The 20,822-nt window shown below is 42.5% G+C and carries 22 protein-coding genes; 21 read left to right on the top strand and 1 reads right to left on the bottom strand.

The features are described from left to right. Positions 1–123 precede the first annotated feature (123 nt). The 11 genes from DB729_RS07915 (at position 124) to DB729_RS07865 (ending at position 8,972) form a co-directional block, all read left to right on the top strand. Positions 124–525 carry a Spx/MgsR family RNA polymerase-binding regulatory protein gene (locus tag DB729_RS07915; RefSeq protein WP_009755287.1) on the top strand — a complete coding sequence of 134 codons (402 nt, stop codon included), beginning with the start codon at positions 124–126 and terminating at the stop codon, positions 523–525. Next, positions 526–804 (top strand): UPF0223 family protein, encoded by a 279-nt coding sequence (locus tag DB729_RS07910; RefSeq protein WP_001041968.1) that lies wholly within the window; start codon positions 526–528, stop codon positions 802–804. Further along, positions 794–1,567: an inositol monophosphatase family protein gene (locus DB729_RS07905; protein ID WP_109289462.1), complete on the top strand. Its 774-nt coding sequence runs from the start codon at positions 794–796 to the stop codon at positions 1,565–1,567. Before DB729_RS07910 ends, DB729_RS07905 begins: the two co-directional genes overlap by 11 nt. Further along, the gene (locus DB729_RS07900) at positions 1,568–2,872 is read left to right on the top strand and encodes an RsmF rRNA methyltransferase first C-terminal domain-containing protein (RefSeq protein ID WP_109289463.1); all 1,305 of its coding nucleotides are present in this window, start codon (positions 1,568–1,570) and stop codon (positions 2,870–2,872) included. It abuts the gene before it with no gap. 208 nt (positions 2,873–3,080) lie between these two features. Further along, positions 3,081–3,959, top strand: a complete 879-nt coding sequence (locus DB729_RS07895) for a phosphate ABC transporter substrate-binding protein PstS (protein ID WP_109289464.1) — start codon at positions 3,081–3,083, stop codon at positions 3,957–3,959. Further along, the gene (pstC, locus tag DB729_RS07890) at positions 3,959–4,876 is read left to right on the top strand and encodes a phosphate ABC transporter permease subunit PstC (RefSeq protein WP_001070950.1); all 918 of its coding nucleotides are present in this window, start codon (positions 3,959–3,961) and stop codon (positions 4,874–4,876) included. Before DB729_RS07895 ends, pstC begins: the two co-directional genes overlap by 1 nt. Beyond that, complete coding sequence (gene pstA, locus DB729_RS07885) at positions 4,866–5,750, top strand: phosphate ABC transporter permease PstA (RefSeq protein ID WP_000543049.1); 885 nt, start codon at positions 4,866–4,868, stop codon at positions 5,748–5,750. Before pstC ends, pstA begins: the two co-directional genes overlap by 11 nt. Before the next feature lie 10 nt (positions 5,751–5,760). Then, positions 5,761–6,564, top strand: coding sequence for a phosphate ABC transporter ATP-binding protein PstB (gene pstB, locus DB729_RS07880; RefSeq protein ID WP_009730331.1), 804 nt, complete (start codon positions 5,761–5,763; stop codon positions 6,562–6,564). Positions 6,565–6,576: 12 nt separating this feature from the next. Continuing rightward, on the top strand, positions 6,577–7,335 hold the full coding sequence (gene pstB, locus DB729_RS07875) for a phosphate ABC transporter ATP-binding protein PstB (RefSeq protein ID WP_000138671.1): 759 nt from the start codon (positions 6,577–6,579) through the stop codon (positions 7,333–7,335). Positions 7,336–7,346: 11 nt separating this feature from the next. Continuing rightward, complete coding sequence (phoU, locus tag DB729_RS07870; protein WP_000946477.1) at positions 7,347–8,000, top strand: phosphate signaling complex protein PhoU; 654 nt, start codon at positions 7,347–7,349, stop codon at positions 7,998–8,000. 156 nt (positions 8,001–8,156) lie between these two features. Further along, on the top strand, positions 8,157–8,972 hold the full coding sequence (locus tag DB729_RS07865) for an ABC transporter substrate-binding protein (protein ID WP_109289465.1): 816 nt from the start codon (positions 8,157–8,159) through the stop codon (positions 8,970–8,972). A 19-nt stretch (positions 8,973–8,991) separates the two neighbouring features. Here the strand turns inward: DB729_RS07865 and DB729_RS07860 are convergent, their stop codons facing one another. After that, positions 8,992–10,263 (bottom strand): aminotransferase-like domain-containing protein, encoded by a 1,272-nt coding sequence (locus DB729_RS07860; protein ID WP_109289466.1) that lies wholly within the window; start codon positions 10,261–10,263, stop codon positions 8,992–8,994. 145 nt (positions 10,264–10,408) lie between these two features. On the opposite strand from DB729_RS07860, the gene budA reads away from it, so the two are divergent. The 10 genes from budA (at position 10,409) to alaS (ending at position 20,781) form a co-directional block, all read left to right on the top strand. After that, entirely contained in the window at positions 10,409–11,140 is a 732-nt protein-coding gene (gene budA / locus DB729_RS07855) for an acetolactate decarboxylase (RefSeq protein WP_109289467.1), read from the top strand. A 9-nt stretch (positions 11,141–11,149) separates the two neighbouring features. After that, positions 11,150–11,905: a YhfC family intramembrane metalloprotease gene (locus tag DB729_RS07850; protein WP_109289468.1), complete on the top strand. Its 756-nt coding sequence runs from the start codon at positions 11,150–11,152 to the stop codon at positions 11,903–11,905. Positions 11,906–12,015: 110 nt separating this feature from the next. Next, the gene (murB, locus tag DB729_RS07845; RefSeq protein ID WP_000177100.1) at positions 12,016–12,921 is read left to right on the top strand and encodes a UDP-N-acetylmuramate dehydrogenase; all 906 of its coding nucleotides are present in this window, start codon (positions 12,016–12,018) and stop codon (positions 12,919–12,921) included. A gap of 158 nt (positions 12,922–13,079) precedes the next feature. Then, positions 13,080–14,237 (top strand): ABC transporter ATP-binding protein, encoded by a 1,158-nt coding sequence (locus tag DB729_RS07840; protein ID WP_000742905.1) that lies wholly within the window; start codon positions 13,080–13,082, stop codon positions 14,235–14,237. After that, the gene (locus tag DB729_RS07835; protein ID WP_000754112.1) at positions 14,218–15,024 is read left to right on the top strand and encodes an ABC transporter permease; all 807 of its coding nucleotides are present in this window, start codon (positions 14,218–14,220) and stop codon (positions 15,022–15,024) included. The genes DB729_RS07840 and DB729_RS07835 overlap by 20 nt, the downstream gene beginning before the upstream one ends. Continuing rightward, positions 15,021–15,794, top strand: a complete 774-nt coding sequence (locus DB729_RS07830) for an ABC transporter permease (protein ID WP_000712705.1) — start codon at positions 15,021–15,023, stop codon at positions 15,792–15,794. The genes DB729_RS07835 and DB729_RS07830 overlap by 4 nt, the downstream gene beginning before the upstream one ends. Further along, positions 15,791–16,861, top strand: a complete 1,071-nt coding sequence (locus DB729_RS07825; RefSeq protein WP_109289469.1) for an ABC transporter substrate-binding protein — start codon at positions 15,791–15,793, stop codon at positions 16,859–16,861. Before DB729_RS07830 ends, DB729_RS07825 begins: the two co-directional genes overlap by 4 nt. A 186-nt stretch (positions 16,862–17,047) precedes the next feature. Next, entirely contained in the window at positions 17,048–17,413 is a 366-nt protein-coding gene (locus DB729_RS07820) for a DUF3021 family protein (protein WP_009730318.1), read from the top strand. 242 nt (positions 17,414–17,655) lie between these two features. Beyond that, the gene (locus DB729_RS07815) at positions 17,656–18,141 is read left to right on the top strand and encodes an LURP-one-related/scramblase family protein (protein WP_045617388.1); all 486 of its coding nucleotides are present in this window, start codon (positions 17,656–17,658) and stop codon (positions 18,139–18,141) included. 21 nt (positions 18,142–18,162) lie between these two features. Then, the gene (gene alaS, locus DB729_RS07810; protein ID WP_109289470.1) at positions 18,163–20,781 is read left to right on the top strand and encodes an alanine--tRNA ligase; all 2,619 of its coding nucleotides are present in this window, start codon (positions 18,163–18,165) and stop codon (positions 20,779–20,781) included. Positions 20,782–20,822: the final 41 nt, after the last annotated feature.

Genomic DNA, 20,822 nt, shown 5'->3' with positions numbered 1-20,822 from the left:
ATTTTTTCAGAAAACAGTCTATTTTCTATGAAAAAATAGGCTTTTTTTCTAAAAATACCTAGTCAAGCGCTTTATTTTTTTGTATAATAGAAATAGCAAGTATAGATAAAAGAAGAGAAAAGCATGATTACACTATTTTTATCACCGAGTTGTACATCATGTCGTAAGGCAAAGGCTTGGTTAGAGACGCATAAAGTGCCCTTTCAAGAGCATAATATTATGACTAATCCTTTAACAAGAAAAGAATTACAACATATTCTTTTCTTGACCGAAAATGGTACTGATGACATCATTTCAACTCGTTCAAAAATTTTTCAAAAATTGGATATTGATGTAGAGAGTATCTCGGTATCGGAGTTGCTTCAGTTGATAGAGCAATATCCTAGTCTTTTGCGTCGCCCAATTATTACAGATACCAAACGTATGCAAATCGGTTTTAATGAAGATGAGATTCGTGCTTTTCTCCCTCGTAGTTACCGTAAACAAGAACTAAAAGAAGCAACATTGAGAGCTGGTATTGGATAGATGAACAAACAGTATAGTTACCCACTAGATTTGTCGTGGAGCACTGAAGAACTTGCTTCAGTGCTTTCTTTTTTTAATGATGTTGAAGCTGCCTATGAAGATAAGGTAGAAGCAAAAAAACTGCTAGAGTCTTACAAGGAATTCAAGTCTGTGGTTCCAAGCAAAAGCGAAGAAAAGCGCCTAGGTCGCGAATTTGAGACGGCTAGCGGCTATTCCTTCTATCATGCAGTTCAATTAGCAAAAGAAAAAAGGGAAGGGAAGATTTCTCTTGGAAACTAAATTTGAATTTGCCAAACAGATTGTGCAGGAAGCTGCTGACTATATTTTGGCTCACATGAAAGAAGATTTGCAGGTTGAGCGCAAGTCTTCCCCTACTGACTTGGTTACACGTTTGGACAAGGAGGTCCAGCAACTCTTGGTTGATCGGATCAAGTCCATCTATCCTGAGGACTTGATTTGCGCGGAAGAGGGTTGTTTACGTGCTGCAGTCGGTCAAGGTTCCGTTTGGGTGATTGATCCCATTGACGGTACCAATAACTTTGTCGCCCAGCAGGAAGATTTTGCCGTTATGTTGGCTTATTTTGAGAATGGTGTGGGAAAATTTGGCATCATCTATGATGTCATGAAAGGCGATTGTTACCATGGTGGTGGTGCCTTTCCTCCTTGTCGCAATAATGACCCCTTACCGCCTTTTAAAAAGAAACCTCTTCAAGAATTTTTAGTTGCCGGTAACTCAGGTATGTTTGAAAGCAATGAGTGGGGCTTGGCGGATTTGGGTCGAGCAGCGTTGGGTATCCGTGTTTACGGCAGTGCGGCCATTAGTTATGCAAAGGTTTTATCGGGTCGTCTTCTGACTTATATTACCTACTTGCAGCCATGGGATTACGCTGCGGCTAGTATTTTAGGGGAAAGTCTGGGTTATCGTCTTCTTACGGTATCGGGTGAACCTGCTGATTTTAAAACGCGTCAGCCCGTCATGATGGTGCCAATCGAGATGCAAGAAGAGATTCAGTCCTACATTTATGAAAGGAAAGAAAATTAAATGCAATTTCCAGAAGGATTTGTTGAAAAATATGAAGCGATACTAGAAGATGAGGCAAGAGATTTTCTTGCCTCTTTTAAACAGGAAGCGGTATCGGCTTTTCGGGTCAATCCCTTAAAAGAAAGTCAGCTATCGTTTGCGGATGCTATTCCACATACACCTTGGGGGCATTATGGTAAGGTCTCTGGAAAGTCTCCAGAGCACGTGACAGGTCTCGTTTATTCACAAGAGCCTGCAGCCCAAATGGTGGCCCAGGTAGCTCAACCAAGTCCTGGCATGAAGGTCTTGGACTTGGCGGCAGCACCAGGTGGAAAATCCACTCAACTAGCAGCTTATCTGGCTAATCAAGGAGTCCTTGTTTCCAACGAAATTTCAAGCAAGCGTGCTAAGATTTTAGTGGAAAATATGGAGCGATTTGGAGCGACAAATGTTGTCGTGACTAATGAATCTGCTGACCGCTTGGCCAAGGTTTTTAAAGGTTACTTTGATGTGATTGTCCTTGATGCCCCTTGCTCGGGTGAAGGGATGTTTCGTAAGCAGCCAGATGCCATGGATTATTGGAGTACCGATTATCCGAGTCAATGCGCTAGTTTGCAAAGAGAAATTCTGGCAGATGCAGTGACCATGCTTGCTGAAGGTGGTCGTTTGGTCTATTCGACCTGTACTTGGTCACCTGAGGAAAATGAAGAGATCGTTCACTGGTTACTAGATACTTATGATTTTGAACTGCTTCCAGTCGAGCATGTGAACGGTATGGTAGCAGGAATTGGACTTCCTGAAACGGCGCGAATGTACCCTCACCATTTTAAGGGAGAAGGTCAGTTTGTTGCCAATTTGCAGTTTAAGGGAGAAAATCCAGCACCTAAATTCAAAGCCAGCAAGAGCAATCTCAGTCGTGAACAACTGGATTTGTGGCATGATTTTGCCCAAAAACACTTGCAGGTCAATCTAACTGGTATCTTACAGACTTTTGGAGATCAGCTCTATCTCTTGCCAGAGATGCTACCTGATCTAGGGAAGCTCAAAATTGCCCGAAATGGGCTCCATCTGGGGACGTTTAAGAAGAAACGCTTCGAACCAAGCTTTGCTCTGGGATTAGCCTTGAAACCAAGTCAAGTAAAACAAAGGGTCGAAATCAATGATGAGGATTTTGTAAAATATGTGGCTGGTGAGACTGTTCAATTGTCTGAATCTCGACCAAATGGCTGGTACCAAGTTGTGGTTCAAGGAAACGGACTAGGCTTTGCCAAGGTAACGGGAAATGTTTTGAAAAATTATTATCCAAAAGGGCTCAGATTCAGGTGAAAAAGCTAGTCAAAGAGCCTATTCTATGTTATAGTGGAATTATGAGTTTTTTCTGATAGTCTTTTATTATTACTTATATTATACGATGGAATTGTCCGCCCCTAAGAATGTCTAAAAAATAAAGCGGGACAATCATTGATGATAATTGGATGATCAGGACAAACGGAAGAAATCAGAACATTTATCATTATGTTCAAGGAGAATAACAGTGAAAAAAAGAAAAAAGCTCGTCATGTCTCTTGCAGCTCTTTTGATGGCAGGTTCTCTAGCAGGATGTGCTAGCTGGATTGATCGTGGAGAATCCATGACAGCTGTTGGTTCAACAGCTCTTCAACCTCTTGTCGAAGCAGCAGCAGATGAATTTGGTTCTAGAAACATCGGAAAAACAGTCAATGTTCAGGGTGGTGGATCGGGTACAGGACTATCTCAAGTTCAGTCTGGAGCAGTAGACATCGGGAACTCTGACGTCTTTGCAGAGGAAAAAGATGGAATCGATGCTTCAGCTCTAGTAGACCACAAGGTTGCAGTGGCTGGTCTTGCAGTGATTGTAAACAAGGAAGTGACTGTCGAAAATCTCACAACCGAGCAACTTCGCAAAATCTTTACAGGTGAAGTGACCAACTGGAAAGAAGTTGGGGGCAAAGACCTGGCCATTTCAATCATCAACCGAGCAGCAAGTTCTGGTTCACGAGCGACGTTTGATACGGTGGTTATGAATGGCCAATCGGCAATGCAGAGCCAAGAACAGGATTCTAACGGGATGGTCAAGTCGATTGTATCCCAAACACCTGGAGCTATTTCTTACCTAGCCTTTGCCTATGTAGATGACTCCGTGAAAAGTATGAAACTGAATGGGTATGAGCCTACGTCTGAAAATGTAACGACTAACAATTGGCCTTTGTGGTCTTATGAACATATGTACACACTCGGTCAGCCAAACGAGTTAGCTGCTGAATTCCTGAATTTCGTCCTCTCAGATGAAGCCCAAAATGGAATTGTTAGGGGCATGGGCTATATTTCCATCAATGAAATGAAAGTCCAAAAGGATGCTTCAGGTACCGTTACAGCAGTAGAAGGAGGTCAATAATGAATCAAGAAGAATTATCGAAAAAATTACTCTCTCCTTCAAAGAACTCTCGCCTTGAGAAGTTTGGTAAAGGTTTGACCTTCACTTGCCTTTCTTTGATTGTTATCATTGTGGCGATGATTTTGATTTTTGTAGCCCAAAAAGGCTTATCGACCTTCTTTGTCAATGGGGTCAACATTTTTGATTTCCTCTTTGGACAAACTTGGAATCCTTCAGGGAAACAATTTGGTGCCCTTCCGATGATTTTGGGTTCCTTTATTGTGACGATTTTATCTGCCCTCATCGCAACTCCCTTTGCTATTGGAGCAGCAGTTTTTATGACAGAAGTATCACCAAAGGGTGCAAAAATCTTGCAACCAGCCATTGAACTTCTCGTTGGTATTCCTTCAGTCGTCTATGGATTTATCGGTTTGCAAGTTGTGGTGCCTTTTGTTCGTAGCATCTTTGGTGGAACTGGTTTTGGGATCTTGTCAGGTATTTTCGTTCTCTTTGTCATGATCCTACCAACTGTAACCTTTATGACAACAGACAGCTTGCGTGCTGTTCCTCGGCATTACCGTGAAGCTAGTTTGGCTATGGGAGCCACTCGTTGGCAAACCATCTGGCGTGTGACCTTGAAAGCAGCACGTTCAGGTATTTTCACAGCAGTGGTCTTTGGGATGGCGCGTGCCTTCGGTGAAGCTCTTGCTATTCAGATGGTTGTCGGAAACTCAGCAGTTATCCCAACCTCGCTAACAACACCTGCTGCGACTTTGACTTCTGTTTTGACTATGGGTATCGGAAATACCGTCATGGGAACGGTTGATAATAACGTTCTCTGGTCACTGGCCTTAGTATTGCTCTTGATGAGTTTGGCCTTTAACAGTGTGATTAAGTTGATTACGAAAGAAAGAGGAAAGAAAAACTATGCACGCTAAGAAATTAGATAAACTTGCAACAGCTGTCCTCTATACCATCGCGGGTATCATCGTTGCCATCTTGGCATCTTTGATTCTCTATATCTTGGTGAGAGGGTTACCGCACATCTCTTGGTCTTTCTTGACTGGAAAATCATCCTCTTATCAAGCAGGTGGGGGTATCGGGATTCAGCTCTACAATTCCTTCTTCCTTTTAGTCATTACCTTGATTATCTCTGTGCCTTTGTCTATGGGGGCTGGGATTTACCTAGCTGAATATGCAAAAAAGGGTCCTGTGACAAATTTTGTCAGAACCTGTATTGAGATTTTGTCTTCTCTACCATCAGTCGTTGTGGGTCTCTTTGGTTACTTGATTTTTGTAGTCCAGTTTGAGTATGGATTTTCAATCATTTCAGGTGCCTTGGCCTTGACGGTCTTTAACCTCCCTCAGATGACTCGAAATGTTGAGGACAGTTTAAAACACGTTCACCATACACAACGTGAGGCTGGTCTGGCCCTCGGAATTTCTCGTTGGGAGACTGTGGTCCATGTCGTCATTCCAGAAGCCCTTCCAGGCATCGTAACGGGTGTTGTCTTGGCCTCTGGCCGTATCTTTGGTGAGGCCGCCGCTCTTATCTATACGGCAGGACAATCTGCTCCAGCCCTTGACTGGTCTAACTGGAATATCCTCAGTGTTACCAGCCCCATCTCAATCTTCCGTCAAGCAGAAACCTTGGCTGTCCATATTTGGAAGGTCAACAGTGAAGGAACCATTCCTGATGCTACCATTGTATCTGCTGGTTCTGCCGCTGTGCTCCTCATCTTTATCTTGATTTTTAACTTTGGAGCACGTAAACTCGGAAGCTATCTACACAAGAAATTAACCGCTGCCTAAAGGAGAAGCCATGTCAAAATATAACTGGGATGAAAAGCATATCATCACCTTCCCTGAAGAAAAAGTGGCCCTCTCTACCAAGGATTTACATGTTTACTACGGTAAAAATGAATCCATCAAGGGCATCGATATGCAATTTGAAAGAAATAAAATAACGGCCTTGATTGGTCCTTCCGGATCTGGGAAATCTACCTACCTTCGCAGTCTCAATCGGATGAATGATACCATTGATATTGCCAAGGTCACAGGTCAAATCCTCTACCAAGGGATTGACGTCAACCGTCCAGAAATCAATGTCTATGAGATGCGCAAGCATATCGGAATGGTCTTCCAACGTCCAAATCCATTTGCCAAGTCTATTTACCGCAACATCACTTTTGCTCATGAACGTGCAGGTGTTAAGGACAAGAAAGTACTTGATGAAATTGTCGAAACCTCTCTCCGACAGGCTGCCCTTTGGGATCAGGTTAAAGATGACCTCCACAAATCAGCCTTGATGCTTTCTGGTGGACAGCAACAACGTCTCTGTATCGCTCGCGCCATCTCTGTCAAACCAGACATCCTCTTGATGGATGAGCCTGCTTCAGCCTTGGATCCGATTGCGACAGCCCAACTGGAAGAAACCATGTTGGAATTGAAGAAAGACTTTACCATCATCATCGTTACCCACAGTATGCAGCAGGCAGCGCGTGCAAGTGACTACACAGGATTTTTCTACTTGGGCGATTTGATCGAGTATGATAAGACATCCAATATTTTCCAAAATGCTAAGTTACAGTCAACCAATGACTATGTAACGGGACACTTTGGTTAGAAAGGAAGCAGTATGACAGAACCGATTTTGCAGGTTAAAGACCTATCCGTTTATTACAATAAAAAGAAGGCTTTGAATAGTGTTTCCCTTTCTTTCCAACCTAAGGAAATAACAGCCTTGATTGGTCCTTCTGGATCAGGAAAGTCCACCCTGCTCAAAGCCATCAACCGCATGGGCGATCTAAATCCTGAGGTGACAACAACTGGAACAGTGATTTATAATGGCCACAATATCTACAGTCCACGGACCGATACGGTTGAATTGCGTAAGGAAATCGGTATGGTCTTTCAACAGCCCAATCCTTTCCCTATGTCTATCTATGAAAATGTTGTTTACGGCCTACGTATCAATGGAGTCAGGGATAAACATGTTTTGGATGAAGCGGTGGAAAAGGCCTTGCAACGCGCTTCTATTTGGGATGAGGTCAAGGATCGCTTGCATGATTCAGCCATTGGTCTCTCAGGTGGACAACAACAACGTGTTTGTGTTGCTCGTGTCTTAGCAACCAGTCCCAAGATTATTCTCTTGGATGAACCAACTTCAGCTTTGGATCCTATCTCGGCTGGTAAGATTGAGGAAACCTTGTATGGTCTGAAAGATAAATACACCATGCTCTTGGTAACGCGTTCGATGCAACAGGCCTCTCGTATCTCTGATAAAACAGGATTTTTCCTAGATGGGGATTTGATCGAGTTTAACGATACTAAGAAAATGTTCCTAGACCCACAAAACAAGGAAACAGAAGATTATATTACAGGAAAATTTGGATAAGGAGTTGAATGATGTTACGATCTCAATTTGAAGAAGATTTGGAGAAATTGCACAACCAGTTTTATGCTATGGGACAAGAAGTGCTCTCACAAATCAATCGTACAGTGCGTGCCTTTGTTACACATGACCGTGATTTGGCAAAAGAAGTTATTGAGGAAGATGCAGAAGTAAATGGATATGAAGTGAAACTCGAAAAGAAATCATTTGAAATGATTGCCCTTCAACAACCTGTTTCTCAAGACCTCCGTACTGTATTGACCGTTCTCAAGGCAGTATCGGACCTGGAACGTATGGGAGACCATGCGGTGTCAATCGCAAAAGCAACTATTCGTATGAAGGGGGAACAACGCATCCCTGCCGTTGAGGAAGAAATCAAAAAAATGGGGCGCGATGTGAAAAACTTCGTTGAATCTGCTCTCGAACTTTACCTGAATGGTTCTGTGGATCAAGCCTATGAAGTAGCGGCTATGGACGAAAAAATCAACCATTACTTTGATAGTATTCGTGATCTTACTACAGAGGAGATTAGGAAACATCCTGAAGCCATCGTTACAGGCCGTGATTACTTCCAGGTAATTTCCTTCTTGGAACGTATCGGAGACTACGCTAAAAATATCTGTGAATGGGTTGTTTACTTTGAAACAGGGAAGATTGTCGAACTATAAGAAACGGTTTAAATATACAGAATAAAAGGCTGATTGTGATAAATCAGTCTTCTTTTTATGAAAGGAATTATTTTATATTCAAAATCTCTAAAAGGGTTGACAACTATTTTTAAAAGAGTTATAATTATTCAGAAATAATAGAAAGGTCGTTTATTTATGAAATTTAAGAAATGGATATTAGTTGTATGTAGCATGCTGGCCAGCGTGATTTTAGTAGCTTGTCAATCCAGTACGGATAGTTCCCAGTCAGCTGTGGACGCTATTAAACAAAAAGGAAAGCTAGTTGTTGCGACCAGCCCAGACTATGCACCTTTTGAATTCCAATCATTGGTAGATGGTAAAAACCAGGTGGTTGGGGCAGATATTGATATGGCTCAAGCGATTGCGGATGAGCTTGGAGTTAAACTTGAAATCTCTAGCATGAGTTTTGACAATGTTTTGACCAGCCTTCAAACTGGAAAGGCTGACTTAGCCATTGCGGGAATTAGTGCCACAGATGAGAGAAAGGAAGTCTTTGACTTTTCAATCCCTTACTATGAAAACAAGATGAGTTTCTTGGTTAGAAAAGCCGATTTAGACAAGTACAAGGATCTTTCAAGCCTTGCAAGTGCCAATATCGCAGCTCAAAAGGGAACTGTGCCAGAAACCATGGTCAAGGAACAATTGCCAAATGCTCAACTGACTTCTTTGACTAATATGGGGGAAGCAGTCAATGAATTGCAGGCTGGAAAAGTAGATGCTGTTCATATGGATGAACCAGTTGCTCTTAGCTACGCAGGTAAAAACTCTGATCTTGCCGTTGCAACTGTTAATTTGACGATGAAAGATGGCGAAGCCAATGCCGTTGCTATCAAGAAGGATCAATCAGACTTGAAAGCAGTAGTAGATAAGGTTATCCAAAAACTGAAAGATGATGGAACTTATCAAACCTATCTAGAAAAAGCAGCGAAACTAACAGAAGTTGAACAATAAGAAAAAGCAGAGTTGGACTTTAATCCAATTCTGCTTTTATGTATTCTAATAACTCTTCTAGATTTTCGAGAGAGACTTTAGCGAACTGATAAGGACAGGCGTCCAAATAAGCCTTCTCAAAAAAGTCTAGTTTGAGTGAGCTGTGTTTTAAACTGGTGATTTTAGGATAGTCTCTCAAATCAAGCAAAAGACCATCATGTAGAGGATAGTGGGGCAAGGGACAGGTGTTTTCTTCAAGCACTTTCTTTATCTGAGTCTGATAGTTCTCTTGAAGGGTCAGTCTGGCCAGTCGATTTTTTTCAAATAGCCGGCTATCGATGTAAAGAGAGAGAGCCTTTTGCATGATGAGATTGCTGTCATAGTCCAGGATATTTTTGTAGGAAACAAAGGCCTTTTTTAGGGCATTTGGGAGAATGAGAGCGGTAATACGAAGGGCTGGAAAGAGGCTGGTTGAGAAGGACTTGATATAAATGACCCGATCCTCAGTGTCAAGATAGTGGAAGGTCTGCCCTTTTTTAGGGTCTAAATCTCCCAAATAGTCGTCCTCTACGATATAGACATCGTACTTGGTAGCTAAGTCAAGAATAGCTCGTTTGTCCTGTTCTGAATAGGAATGCCCCAGAGGATAGTGGAAGCGAGGTATGGTATAGAAAAACTTGATTTTTTCAGATTTGAACTGTTCTTCTAGTTCGTCAAGGTCAATCCCATTGATTCGGCGTTCAATGGTCCTGTAGGCCAATCCTTGAGCGACCAAGAGGCGATTCATTCGGTGGTAGGTCGGTTGTTCGACCAAAATCTCAGCTCCCTCGCTCGGAAAGTTAATCTGAGAAAGGATAAAGAGAGCTTGCTGGGTGCCAGAAGTTAGAACAAGTTGATCGGGTTTACAGTAGAGGGCTTGGTCAAAGAGGAGTTGATGGACAGATTGTCTGAGTTCCTCAAGGCCTTCTTGGTTGTCATAGTAGTTGAAGAGGTAGTTTTCTCGGCCTATCAGGGTTTCGTTGACGCAGAGTCTGAAATCGTCATAAGCACTGGCATGCTCGTCAGTGACTTCAATTTCCAAGTCTTGGTGCTGTCCTTGTTCTAGAACATAGTAGCCACTTTGGGGTTTGGCATAGAGGTATTGTTCATGGCGTAATTTCAGTAGGGCTCGTTGGATAGTGTCCTTGCTACAGTGAAAGTCTTGGCTCAATTGACGGATGGAGGGAAGCCGGCTACCAGTTGGGAATTTTCCTGATTCGATACCCTTTTTTAGAAAGGAAACGACAGCTTGGTATTTACTTTCTTTCTTCATTCCAGACCTCCGTTGATTTTGTTACATTGTACCTTTTTTTTGCCTCCTTTGCAATGGGAAAAGCATTTCTCCCTTTCACAACTAGGAGCAAATGTGGTATACTTAGAAAGTATGATGATTCATTGAACAGAAGATAAGAAAGAGAATGGATAGAAAAGTGCAGGAACCGGTTAAATTATTTCAATACAATACTCTAGGTGCCCTAATGGCAGGTCTCTATGGTGGAACCATGACAGTGGGAGAATTACTGGAACATGGTGACCTCGGTTTGGGAACCCTTGATTCGATTGATGGGGAGTTGATTGTCCTTGATGGCAAGGCTTATCAAGCCAAGGGGTCTGGTCAAACGCCTGAAATCGTTGAAGTGGCAGAGGATGCTCTTATTCCCTATGCAGCAGTGGTTCCTCATCAGGCAGAAGTGATTTTCCGTCAGCGCTTTGAGATGACAGATAAGGAATTGGAAAAACGAATTGAGTCCTACTATGATGGGGAAAATCTTTTTCGTTCCATCAAGATTCATGGCGAATTTTCACAAATGCATGTGCGGATGATTCCCAAATCCACACCTGATACCAAGTTTGCTGATGTCGCGACTCACCAACCTGAATATAGCCGTGAAAATGTATCGGGAACCATTGTTGGATTTTGGACACCGGAGATGTTCCATGGAGTGAGTGTTGCAGGCTATCATTTGCATTTTATCTCTGATGATTTGACCTTTGGTGGGCATGTGATGGACTTTGTTATCAAAGAAGGAATGATCGAGGTTGGAGCAGTCGACCAGTTGGACCAACGTTTTCCAGTCCAAGATCGCCAGTATTTATTTGCGAAATTTAATGTTGACGAAATGAAGAAAGACATTGACAAGTCAGAATAGGAGAAAAAAATGACACTACATATTATCCTCACCATGATCGCTTTAGTTCTCATTCTAGTAGGTGGAACTTGGTATGCCAAAAAACGGTTTAAAATCTCTCTTGCAGTGATGGGCTTGGGGGCAATCGCATTTTTCGTTTCTTCTCAAGTGTTAGAGAAGATGGTTCACCTTCTGGTACTCCATCCGCAAAAAGATGGAACCATTCCGCTCATGCAGGAGCAACCTTTCTTATATGTCCTTTATGGAATCGCCATGGCTGCCCTCTTTGAGGAAACGGCTCGTTTTATCTTTTTTAAATGGTTGGAGAAAAAGAGAAAGTTGGAAGATAGAGATGCTTGGGCTTATGGCTTAGGACATGGAGGCTTAGAGATGCTCTACCTCGGAATGGGAAGTTTGATTAGCCTTTTGATCCTCTTTTCACTAGTACAGTCATCAAATACTGATGCGGCGAATCTTCTTACAAAGAGTACATTAGAAACAGTTCAGTCTCTATCAGCATGGCAGATCTATCTACTAGGAGTTGAGCGTGTCCTTGCTCTGGTTCTCCAAATTAGCCTTACTGTCTGGGTCTATCAAAGTGTCCGTCAAAAGAAATGGATTTATCTCGTTGCTGCCTATGGATTACATGCCTTGTTCGACTTAGCTCCAGCTCTATCTCAAGTGGGCTGGATTGCAAATCCACTTCTAGTGGAGGGCATTCTTCTTGTAGAAGTACTTGCCTTTGTCTGGCTTACAAAATCTACATTTTGGAAAAAATCATCATAAAAAGAGGTTCACCTCTTTTTTTATGCAATGCTTTTATACTTCCATTTTTCGGTTCGTCAAAAGCCTTTAAAAATGGTATAATGAAATGACTTTACAAAAGGATGAGAGATATGACATTAGTAACTAAAATACAAGAACAATTAGAAGGAATTGATATTCGTTTCAAGGAACCCTTGAAGACCTATACCTATACCAAGGTCGGAGGTCGAGCGGATTATCTGGTTTTGCCACGCAATCGCTATGAGATGGCGCGTGTCGTTCAATTTGCCAATCAAGAGAATATTCCTTGGATGGTGCTAGGAAATGCCAGCAATATTATCGTTCGTGACGGTGGAATTCGTGGATTTGTCATCTTGTGTGACAAGCTCAATAACGTTTCAGTTGATGGTTATACCATTGAAGCGGAAGCTGGGGCCAACTTGATTGAAACGACACGTATTGCCCTTCGTCATAGTTTGACTGGTTTCGAGTTTGCCTGTGGCATTCCAGGGAGCGTCGGTGGAGCAGTCTTTATGAATGCGGGTGCCTATGGAGGAGAGATTGCCCATATCTTGCAGTCTTGTCAAATTTTGACCAAGGAAGGGGAGATTGAGACCTTATCTTCCAAGGAATTGGCTTTTGGTTACCGTCATTCGGCTGTTCAAGATTCTGGAGCTGTTGTTTTGTCAGCTAAATTTGCCCTAGCTCCAGGAAATCATCAGGTTATCAAGCAAGAAATGGACCGCTTAACGCACCTACGTGAACTCAAACAACCTCTAGAATACCCATCTTGTGGTTCGGTCTTTAAGCGTCCTGTTGGTCATTTTGCAGGTCAGTTGATTTCAGAGGCTGGTTTGAAAGGCTATCGTATCGGTGGTGTTGAAGTATCTGAAAAGCACGCTGGTTTCATGATCAATGTTGCTGACGGTACGGCTAAAGACTACGAGGACTTGATCCAATCTGTTATTGAAAAGGTAAAGGAACACTCAGGTGTTACCCTTGAGAGGGAAGTCCGTATTTTGGGTGAGAAAGAATAAGGTTTGGGCAGAAAAGTTGCTGCTATAACCATTGTAAGGGGGTGAAAGCCTATCGTTAGTGAAGATGTATGTAGGCAGTTCAATCTCCTACACGAGGTAGTAGCGGCCTGACAGAGCCAGGATCTGTTAATTTATGAAAAAGAAGGAATTTATGACAATTGAAAAAACCAATTATTGAATTCAAAAACGTCTCTAAAGTTTTTGAAGACAGCAACACCAAGGTTCTCAAAGATATCAACTTTGAGTTGGAAGAAGGGAAGTTTTACACCCTACTAGGCGCATCTGGTTCAGGAAAATCAACCATCTTAAACATCATTGCAGGTTTACTGGATGCGACGACAGGAGATATTTTGCTGGATGGGGTACGGATCAACGACATCCCAACCAACAAGCGAGACGTCCATACGGTTTTCCAATCCTATGCCTTGTTTCCACATATGAATGTGTTTGAAAATGTTGCCTTTCCACTCCGCTTACGTAAAGTCGACAAGAAAGAAATCGAACAACGCGTAGCAGAAGTTCTCAAGATGGTTCAGTTGGAAGGTTACGAGAAGCGTTCCATCCGTAAACTTTCTGGAGGACAACGTCAGCGTGTAGCCATTGCCCGTGCTATTATCAACCAACCTCGTGTGGTTTTGTTGGATGAGCCCTTGTCAGCGCTGGACTTGAAATTGCGAACAGACATGCAGTACGAACTGCGTGAATTGCAACAACGATTGGGGATTACCTTTGTCTTTGTCACTCACGATCAGGAAGAAGCTCTTGCCATGAGTGACTGGATTTTCGTTATGAATGATGGCGAGATTGTTCAGTCTGGAACGCCTGTAGACATCTATGATGAGCCGATCAACCACTTTGTTGCTACCTTTATCGGTGAGTCCAACATCTTGCCAGGAACCATGATTGAAGACTACTTGGTTGAGTTCAATGGCAAACGCTTTGAAGCGGTCGATGGGGGGATGAAGCCAAATGAGCCAGTTGAGGTTGTCATTCGTCCAGAGGACTTGCGCATTACCCTTCCTGAAGAAGGCAAGCTCCAAGTTAAGGTTGATACCCAGCTCTTCCGTGGGGTTCACTATGAGATCATCGCCTATGACGAACTCGGAAACGAATGGATGATTCACTCGACTCGTAAGGCCATCGTTGGTGAGGAAATCGGTCTGGATTTTGAACCAGAAGACATCCACATTATGCGTCTCAACGAAACCGAAGAAGAGTTCGATGCTCGTATTGAAGAATACGTAGAAATCGAAGAGCAAGAAGCAGGTCTGATTAACGCAATCGAGGAGGAAAGAGATGAAGAAAACAACCTCTAAACTCTTTGTAGTGCCCTACATGCTTTGGATTGCCCTCTTTGTCCTCGCACCCTTGGTCTTGATTTTCGGTCAATCCTTTTTCAACATTGAAGGGCAGTTTAGTTTAGAAAACTATAAATCTTACTTTGCGTCACAAAACTTGACCTATCTTAAAATGAGCTTCAACTCTGTGCTCTATGCAGGGATTGTGACCCTAGTGACTCTTTTCATCAGCTATCCAACAGCCCTCTTTTTGACTCGTCTCAAGCACCGTCAACTCTGGCTCATGCTGATTATCCTTCCTACATGGATTAACCTACTCCTTAAGGCTTATGCCTTTATCGGGATTTTTGGTCAGAATGGCTCTATTAATCAATTTTTGGAATTTATTGGAATCGGTTCACAGCAGTTGCTCTTTACTGATTTCTCCTTCATCTTTGTCGCAAGCTACATCGAGCTTCCATTTATGATTTTGCCCATTTTCAATGTCTTGGACGATATGGACAATAATCTGATCAATGCTAGCTATGACCTTGGCGCAACTAAGTGGGAGACCTTCCGTCATGTCATCTTCCCTCTATCTATGAACGGTGTGAGAAGTGGGGTTCAGTCCGTCTTTATCCCCAGCTTGAGTCTCTTCATGCTGACTCGTTTGATTGGTGGAAACCGTGTTATTACGCTGGGGACAGCCATTGAGCAAAACTTCCTGACAAATGACAACTACGGTATGGGTTCAACCATCGGTGTGATTCTCATCCTGACCATGTTTCTCACCATGTGGGTGACCAAGGAAAGGAGAGAACGATGAAAAAATTTGCCAATATCTACTTAGCCTTTGTCTTTATCATCCTTTACTTGCCAATTTTTTACTTGATTGGCTATGCCTTTAATGCTGGCGATGATATGAACAGCTTTACTGGTTTTAGCTTGAGCCATTTTCAAACCATGTTTGGTGATGGTCGTCTCATGTTGATCCTCACCCAAACCTTTTTCTTGGCCTTTCTATCAGCCTTGATAGCGACTATTATTGGGACTTTCGGTGCCATCTATATCTATCAATCTCGTAAGAAATACCAAGAAGCCTTTCTATCACTCAATAATATCCTCATGGTTGCGCCTGACGTTATGATTGGTGCTAGCTTCTTGATTCTCTTTACACAACTTAAGTTTTCACTTGGATTTTTGACGGTTCTATCTAGTCATGTGGCCTTTTCCATCCCTATCGTGGTCTTGATGGTCTTGCCTCGTCTCAAGGAGATGAATGATGACATGATTCATGCGGCTTATGACCTTGGCGCCAGTCAGTTTCAGATGTTTAAGGAAATCATGCTTCCTTACCTGACTCCGTCTATCATTGCAGGTTATTTCATGGCCTTCACCTATTCGCTAGATGACTTTGCCGTGACCTTCTTTGTAACGGGAAATGGCTTTTCGACTCTGTCAGTCGAGATTTACTCTCGTGCTCGTAAGGGAATTTCGTTAGAGATCAATGCCCTGTCTGCACTTGTCTTTCTCTTTAGTATTATCCTGGTTGTAGGTTATTACTTTATCTCACGTGAGAAGGAGGAGCAAGCATGAAAAAACTCTATTCATTTTTAGCAGGAATTGTAGCGATTATCCTTGTCTTGTGGGGGATTGCGGCTCATCTAGATAGTAAAATCAACAGTCGAGATAGTCAAAAACTGGTTATTTACAACTGGGGAGACTACATCGATCCCGAACTTTTGGAGAAATTCACCGAAGAAACAGGAATCCAAGTTCAGTACGAGACATTTGATTCTAACGAAGCCATGTATACCAAGATCAAGCAGGGTGGAACGACCTACGATATCGCCATCCCAAGTGAGTACATGATCAACAAGATGAAGGATGAGGACCTCTTGGTTCCACTTGATTATTCAAAAATTGAAGGAATCGAAAATATCGGACCTGAGTTCCTCAACCAGTCTTTTGACCCGGGCAATAAATTCTCCATCCCATACTTCTGGGGAACTTTGGGAATTGTCTACAATGAAACCATGGTAGATGAGGCGCCTGAGCATTGGGATGACCTCTGGAAACCAGAATACAAGGATTCCATCATGCTCTTTGATGGGGCGCGTGAGGTGCTGGGACTCGGGCTTAACTCGCTCGGTTACAGCCTCAACTCCAAGGATCCTCAACAGTTGGAAGAAACGGTAGACAAGCTCTACAAACTGACTCCAAATATTAAGGCCATTGTGGCGGATGAGATGAAGGGTTACATGATCCAGAACAATGCTGCTATCGGGGTGACCTTCTCTGGGGAAGCCAGCCAGATGTTGGAGAAAAATCCTAGCCTCAAATATGTCGTTCCAACTGAGGCCAGCAACTTATGGTTTGATAACATGGTCATTCCAAAAACCGTGAAAAACCAAGATGCTGCCTATGCCTTTATCAATTTTATGTTGAAACCTGAAAATGCTCTTAAAAATGCAGAATATGTCGGCTATGCAACACCAAACCTACCAGCCAAGGAAATGCTCCCAGAGGAGACCAAAGAAGACAAGTCCTTCTATCCAGACGCTGACACCATGAAAAACCTAGAAGTTTATGAGAAATTTGACCATAAATGGACAGGCAAATATAGCGACCTCTTCCTCCAGTTTAAAATGTATCGGAAGTAGGAGATTATCTACTATCGGAAATAATTTCAATCAGACAAAAAAATAAAACCTAGCCATAGAAAATTAACCATTTTATGGCTAGGTTATTTATTAAAATAGATCATGAATTAGTAGAAAAATATACTTAATTATGCTATAATTTCGATAGAGTTAAAGGCATTTTAGCTTATGATTGAGGTAGTAGTTATGATTAAAAAAGCTATTTTTAGAGGAATTATTCCTTTTGTCATTATGACCAGTTTAGCAATTTTTATAAGACTTCAAGGGATTGATATTTTTCAGGTTAAAAGTACATTTTTGGTTGGTATTATTGCTACCTCGATAGCATCAGCCTCGGTAATTTATGAAATTGAAAAATGGTCGCTATTTAAACAATCTGTCATACATTTTATCATTATGCTTTTTACTGTTCTTCCCTGTCTTCTATTTAGTGGATGGTATAAGTTGGTCTCAATTTTAGATTATCTCATTGTTTTAGGTCAATTCTTATTGGTTGGAAGTTTCTTGTGGCTTATCGCCTATATAATATTTGGGAAACTTCTAAAGAAATGAGTTGGGCATTAACCTTGACGAACTCCTTCAAAAACGATATAATACTAGAGTTGAGAATTGATTTTCAGTCATCTTAGTCCAGAGAAATGGCGGTGCTGCGAGCCATCTAAGCTAGGAAATCATGCTACTCAATCACACAATTGCATAAGAATAAGAGAATGACAAGTTCATTGAATGAAGGTGGTACCGCGGTTTTTCGCCCTTCGTGATGTGAGCTTGTCTTTTGATTTTTGGAGGTGTTTATGAAGACATTTCTCGTGAAACAAAAGTTTCGTCTTGGAGGCGAACGCTTTGATATCAAGGATGATAGAGGAGTAGTGAACTATCAGGTGGAGGGATCATTTTTCCAAATTCCTAAAACCTTTACCATCTATGACGCCTATGGTGAGCAAGTCAGTGAAATCAGCAAAGAATTTTTCACCTTACTTCCTCGCTTTAACATTCAGCTACGGGACGGGTCAAATTTCGTCATTCGTAAGAAGTTGACCTTCTGGCGAGATAAGTATGAATTTGACAACCTCGGTCTTCGTATTGAAGGCAATATCTGGGATTTGAATTTCAAATTACTAGATGATCGTGATCAGCTTGTCGCCGAGATTAGGAAAGAGATTTTCCATTTAACATCGACTTACAACGTAACCGTCTATGAAGACTCTTATGCAGACCTAGTCATTTCCCTCTGTGTCGCGATTGACTATGTGGAGATGCTGGAAAGCCAATCAAATTAAACAAGTAAATAAGGAGATATTATGAAACAACTATCTAGTGCTCAAGTTCGACAAATGTGGCTTGACTTCTGGGCAAGCAAAGGTCACTCTGTAGAACCATCAGTGAGTTTGGTTCCAGTAAACGACCCAACTCTTTTATGGATTAACTCTGGGGTAGCAACCCTTAAGAAATACTTTGACGGGACTATCAAACCTGAAAATCCACGTATCACCAATGCGCAAAAGGCTATCCGTACCAACGACATCGAAAATGTCGGAAAAACTGCGCGTCACCATACTATGTTTGAAATGTTGGGGAACTTCTCTATCGGGGATTACTTCCGTGATGAAGCGATCACTTGGGCTTATGAGCTTTTGACAAGCCCAGAATGGTTTGATTTTCCAGCTGAAAAACTCTACATGACTTACTATCCAGACGATAAGGATTCTTACAACCGTTGGATTGAAGTAGGAGTGGATCCAAGTCACTTGATCCCAATCGAGGATAATTTCTGGGAAATCGGTGCTGGACCTTCTGGACCAGATACAGAGATCTTCTTTGACCGTGGAGAAGCCTTTGATCCAGAAAATATCGGTATTCGTCTTCTTGCAGAAGATATCGAAAACGACCGTTACATCGAAATCTGGAACATCGTTTTGTCACAATTTAACGCAGACCCTGCTGTTCCTCGTAGCGAGTACAAGGAATTGCCACACAAGAACATTGATACGGGCGCTGGTTTGGAGCGTTTGGTGGCCGTTATCCAAGGGGCTAAGACAAACTTTGAAACAGACCTCTTCATGCCAATCATTCGTGAAGTTGAGAAATTGTCTGGTAAGGTCTACGACCAAGATGGCGACAACATGAGCTTTAAGGTCATTGCGGACCATATTCGTTCTTTGTCATTTGCCATCGGTGATGGTGCCCTTCCAGGAAATGAAGGTCGTGGTTATGTCCTTCGTCGTCTTCTCCGTCGTGCTTCTATGCACGGTCAAAAATTGGGCATCAACGAGCCTTTCCTTTACAAACTCGTTCCAACTGTTGGAAAAATCATGGAAAGCTACTACCCAGAAGTGCTTGAAAAACGTGACTTTATCGAAAAAATCATCAAGAGCGAAGAAGAGTCATTTGCCCGTACCCTTCATTCAGGTCAACACTTTGCAGAAACCATTGTAGCTGATTTGAAAGCGAAAGGTCAAAACGTTATCGCTGGGCAAGATGTCTTCAAACTCTACGACACTTACGGATTCCCAGTTGAGTTGACGGAAGAAATCGCTGAAGAAGCTGGGATGACTGTAGACCGTGAAGGTTTTGAAGCAGCCATGAAAGAGCAGCAAGAACGTGCGCGTGCGTCAGCTGTCAAAGGGGGCTCAATGGGAATGCAAAATGAAACCCTCCAAAACATTACAGTGGAAAGTGTCTTCAACTACAATGCCAGTCAATTGCCTTCTAAGTTGGTGGCTATCGTAGCTGAAAACGCTGAAGTAGAAGCTGTTTCAGAAGGAACTGCCTCTCTTATCTTTGCGGAAACACCATTCTACGCTGAAATGGGTGGACAAGTAGCTGACCACGGTCAAATCTTGGATGCTGCAGGAAACCTTGTTGCTACTGTAACAGATGTTCAAAAAGCACCAAACGGACAAGCTCTTCATACTGTTGAAGTTCTTGCACCGCTTGCTTTGAACCAAGAATACACCTTGGCAATTGATACCAATCGTCGTCACCGTGTCATGAAAAACCACACTGCAACTCACTTGCTCCATGCAGCCCTTCACAATATCCTTGGAAACCATGCGACACAAGCAGGATCTCTGAACGAAGTCGAATTCCTTCGCTTTGACTTCACACACTTCCAAGCCGTAACTCCTGAAGAGTTGCGCGCCATTGAACAGCAAGTCAACGAAAAAATCTGGGAAGCAATTGCTGTAGAAACTGTTGAGACTGATATTGACACTGCTAAAGAAATGGGAGCTATGGCCCTCTTTGGTGAGAAATACGGTAAAGAAGTTCGCGTTGTGACCATCGGTGACTACTCTATTGAGCTTTGTGGTGGTACCCACGTTGGCAATACTTCTGAGATTGGTCTCTTCAAGATTGTCAAAGAAGAAGGTATCGGATCAGGAACTCGCCGTATCTTGGCAGTAACTGGTAAGGAAGCCTTTGAAGCCTATCGCGAACAAGAAGACGCTCTGAAAGCCGTCGCAGCAACCTTGAAAGCACCTCAACTCAAGGAAGTTCCTCATAAGGTTGAAGGAATTCAAGAGCAACTTCGTCAATTGCAAAAAGAAAATGCAGAATTGAAGGAAAAAGCCGCGGCTGCAGCTGCAGGTGATGTCTTCAAGGATGTGAAGGAAGTCAACGGTCACCGTTACATTGCAAGCCAAGTTTCTGTATCCGACGCAGGTGCTCTTCGCACCTTTGCGGATAACTGGAAACAAAAAGACTACTCTGATGTGCTTGTCCTAGTTGCCGCTATCGGTGACAAAGTCAATGTTCTTGTAGCTAGCAAGACAAAAGATGTGCATGCAGGAAATATTGTCAAAGAATTGGCTCCAATCGTCGATGGACGTGGTGGTGGTAAACCAGACATGGCCATGGCAGGAGGAAGCAACCAAGCGAAAATCCAAGAACTCTTGGATGCAGTAGCAGGTAAATTATAAGACAATGAAGATCTATCCATTAGGGTAGGTCTTTTTGTGCA

It is taken from the genome of Streptococcus halitosis, from assembly GCF_003143695.2.
Classification (GTDB): domain Bacteria; phylum Bacillota; class Bacilli; order Lactobacillales; family Streptococcaceae; genus Streptococcus; species Streptococcus halitosis.
This window is presented reverse-complemented; position numbering and strand designations above follow the sequence as displayed.

What these genes read in the sequence shown, in the direction of transcription:
- DB729_RS07900 (WP_109289463.1), top strand. Translation starts at nt 1,568, where the DNA reads ATGCAATTTCCAGAAGGATTTGTTGAAAAATATGAAGCGATACTAGAA.
- DB729_RS07910 (WP_001041968.1), top strand. Translation starts at nt 526, where the DNA reads ATGAACAAACAGTATAGTTACCCACTAGATTTGTCGTGGAGCACTGAA.
- budA (WP_109289467.1), top strand. Translation starts at nt 10,409, where the DNA reads ATGGATAGAAAAGTGCAGGAACCGGTTAAATTATTTCAATACAATACT.
- DB729_RS07860 (WP_109289466.1), bottom strand. Translation starts at nt 10,263, where the DNA reads ATGAAGAAAGAAAGTAAATACCAAGCTGTCGTTTCCTTTCTAAAAAAG.
- DB729_RS07835 (WP_000754112.1), top strand. Translation starts at nt 14,218, where the DNA reads ATGAAGAAAACAACCTCTAAACTCTTTGTAGTGCCCTACATGCTTTGG.
- phoU (WP_000946477.1), top strand. Translation starts at nt 7,347, where the DNA reads ATGTTACGATCTCAATTTGAAGAAGATTTGGAGAAATTGCACAACCAG.
- DB729_RS07830 (WP_000712705.1), top strand. Translation starts at nt 15,021, where the DNA reads ATGAAAAAATTTGCCAATATCTACTTAGCCTTTGTCTTTATCATCCTT.
- pstB (WP_000138671.1), top strand. Translation starts at nt 6,577, where the DNA reads ATGACAGAACCGATTTTGCAGGTTAAAGACCTATCCGTTTATTACAAT.
- DB729_RS07850 (WP_109289468.1), top strand. Translation starts at nt 11,150, where the DNA reads ATGACACTACATATTATCCTCACCATGATCGCTTTAGTTCTCATTCTA.
- DB729_RS07815 (WP_045617388.1), top strand. Translation starts at nt 17,656, where the DNA reads ATGAAGACATTTCTCGTGAAACAAAAGTTTCGTCTTGGAGGCGAACGC.
- pstC (WP_001070950.1), top strand. Translation starts at nt 3,959, where the DNA reads ATGAATCAAGAAGAATTATCGAAAAAATTACTCTCTCCTTCAAAGAAC.
- pstA (WP_000543049.1), top strand. Translation starts at nt 4,866, where the DNA reads ATGCACGCTAAGAAATTAGATAAACTTGCAACAGCTGTCCTCTATACC.
- pstB (WP_009730331.1), top strand. Translation starts at nt 5,761, where the DNA reads ATGTCAAAATATAACTGGGATGAAAAGCATATCATCACCTTCCCTGAA.
- murB (WP_000177100.1), top strand. Translation starts at nt 12,016, where the DNA reads ATGACATTAGTAACTAAAATACAAGAACAATTAGAAGGAATTGATATT.
- DB729_RS07865 (WP_109289465.1), top strand. Translation starts at nt 8,157, where the DNA reads ATGAAATTTAAGAAATGGATATTAGTTGTATGTAGCATGCTGGCCAGC.
- DB729_RS07915 (WP_009755287.1), top strand. Translation starts at nt 124, where the DNA reads ATGATTACACTATTTTTATCACCGAGTTGTACATCATGTCGTAAGGCA.
- DB729_RS07820 (WP_009730318.1), top strand. Translation starts at nt 17,048, where the DNA reads ATGATTAAAAAAGCTATTTTTAGAGGAATTATTCCTTTTGTCATTATG.
- alaS (WP_109289470.1), top strand. Translation starts at nt 18,163, where the DNA reads ATGAAACAACTATCTAGTGCTCAAGTTCGACAAATGTGGCTTGACTTC.
- DB729_RS07825 (WP_109289469.1), top strand. Translation starts at nt 15,791, where the DNA reads ATGAAAAAACTCTATTCATTTTTAGCAGGAATTGTAGCGATTATCCTT.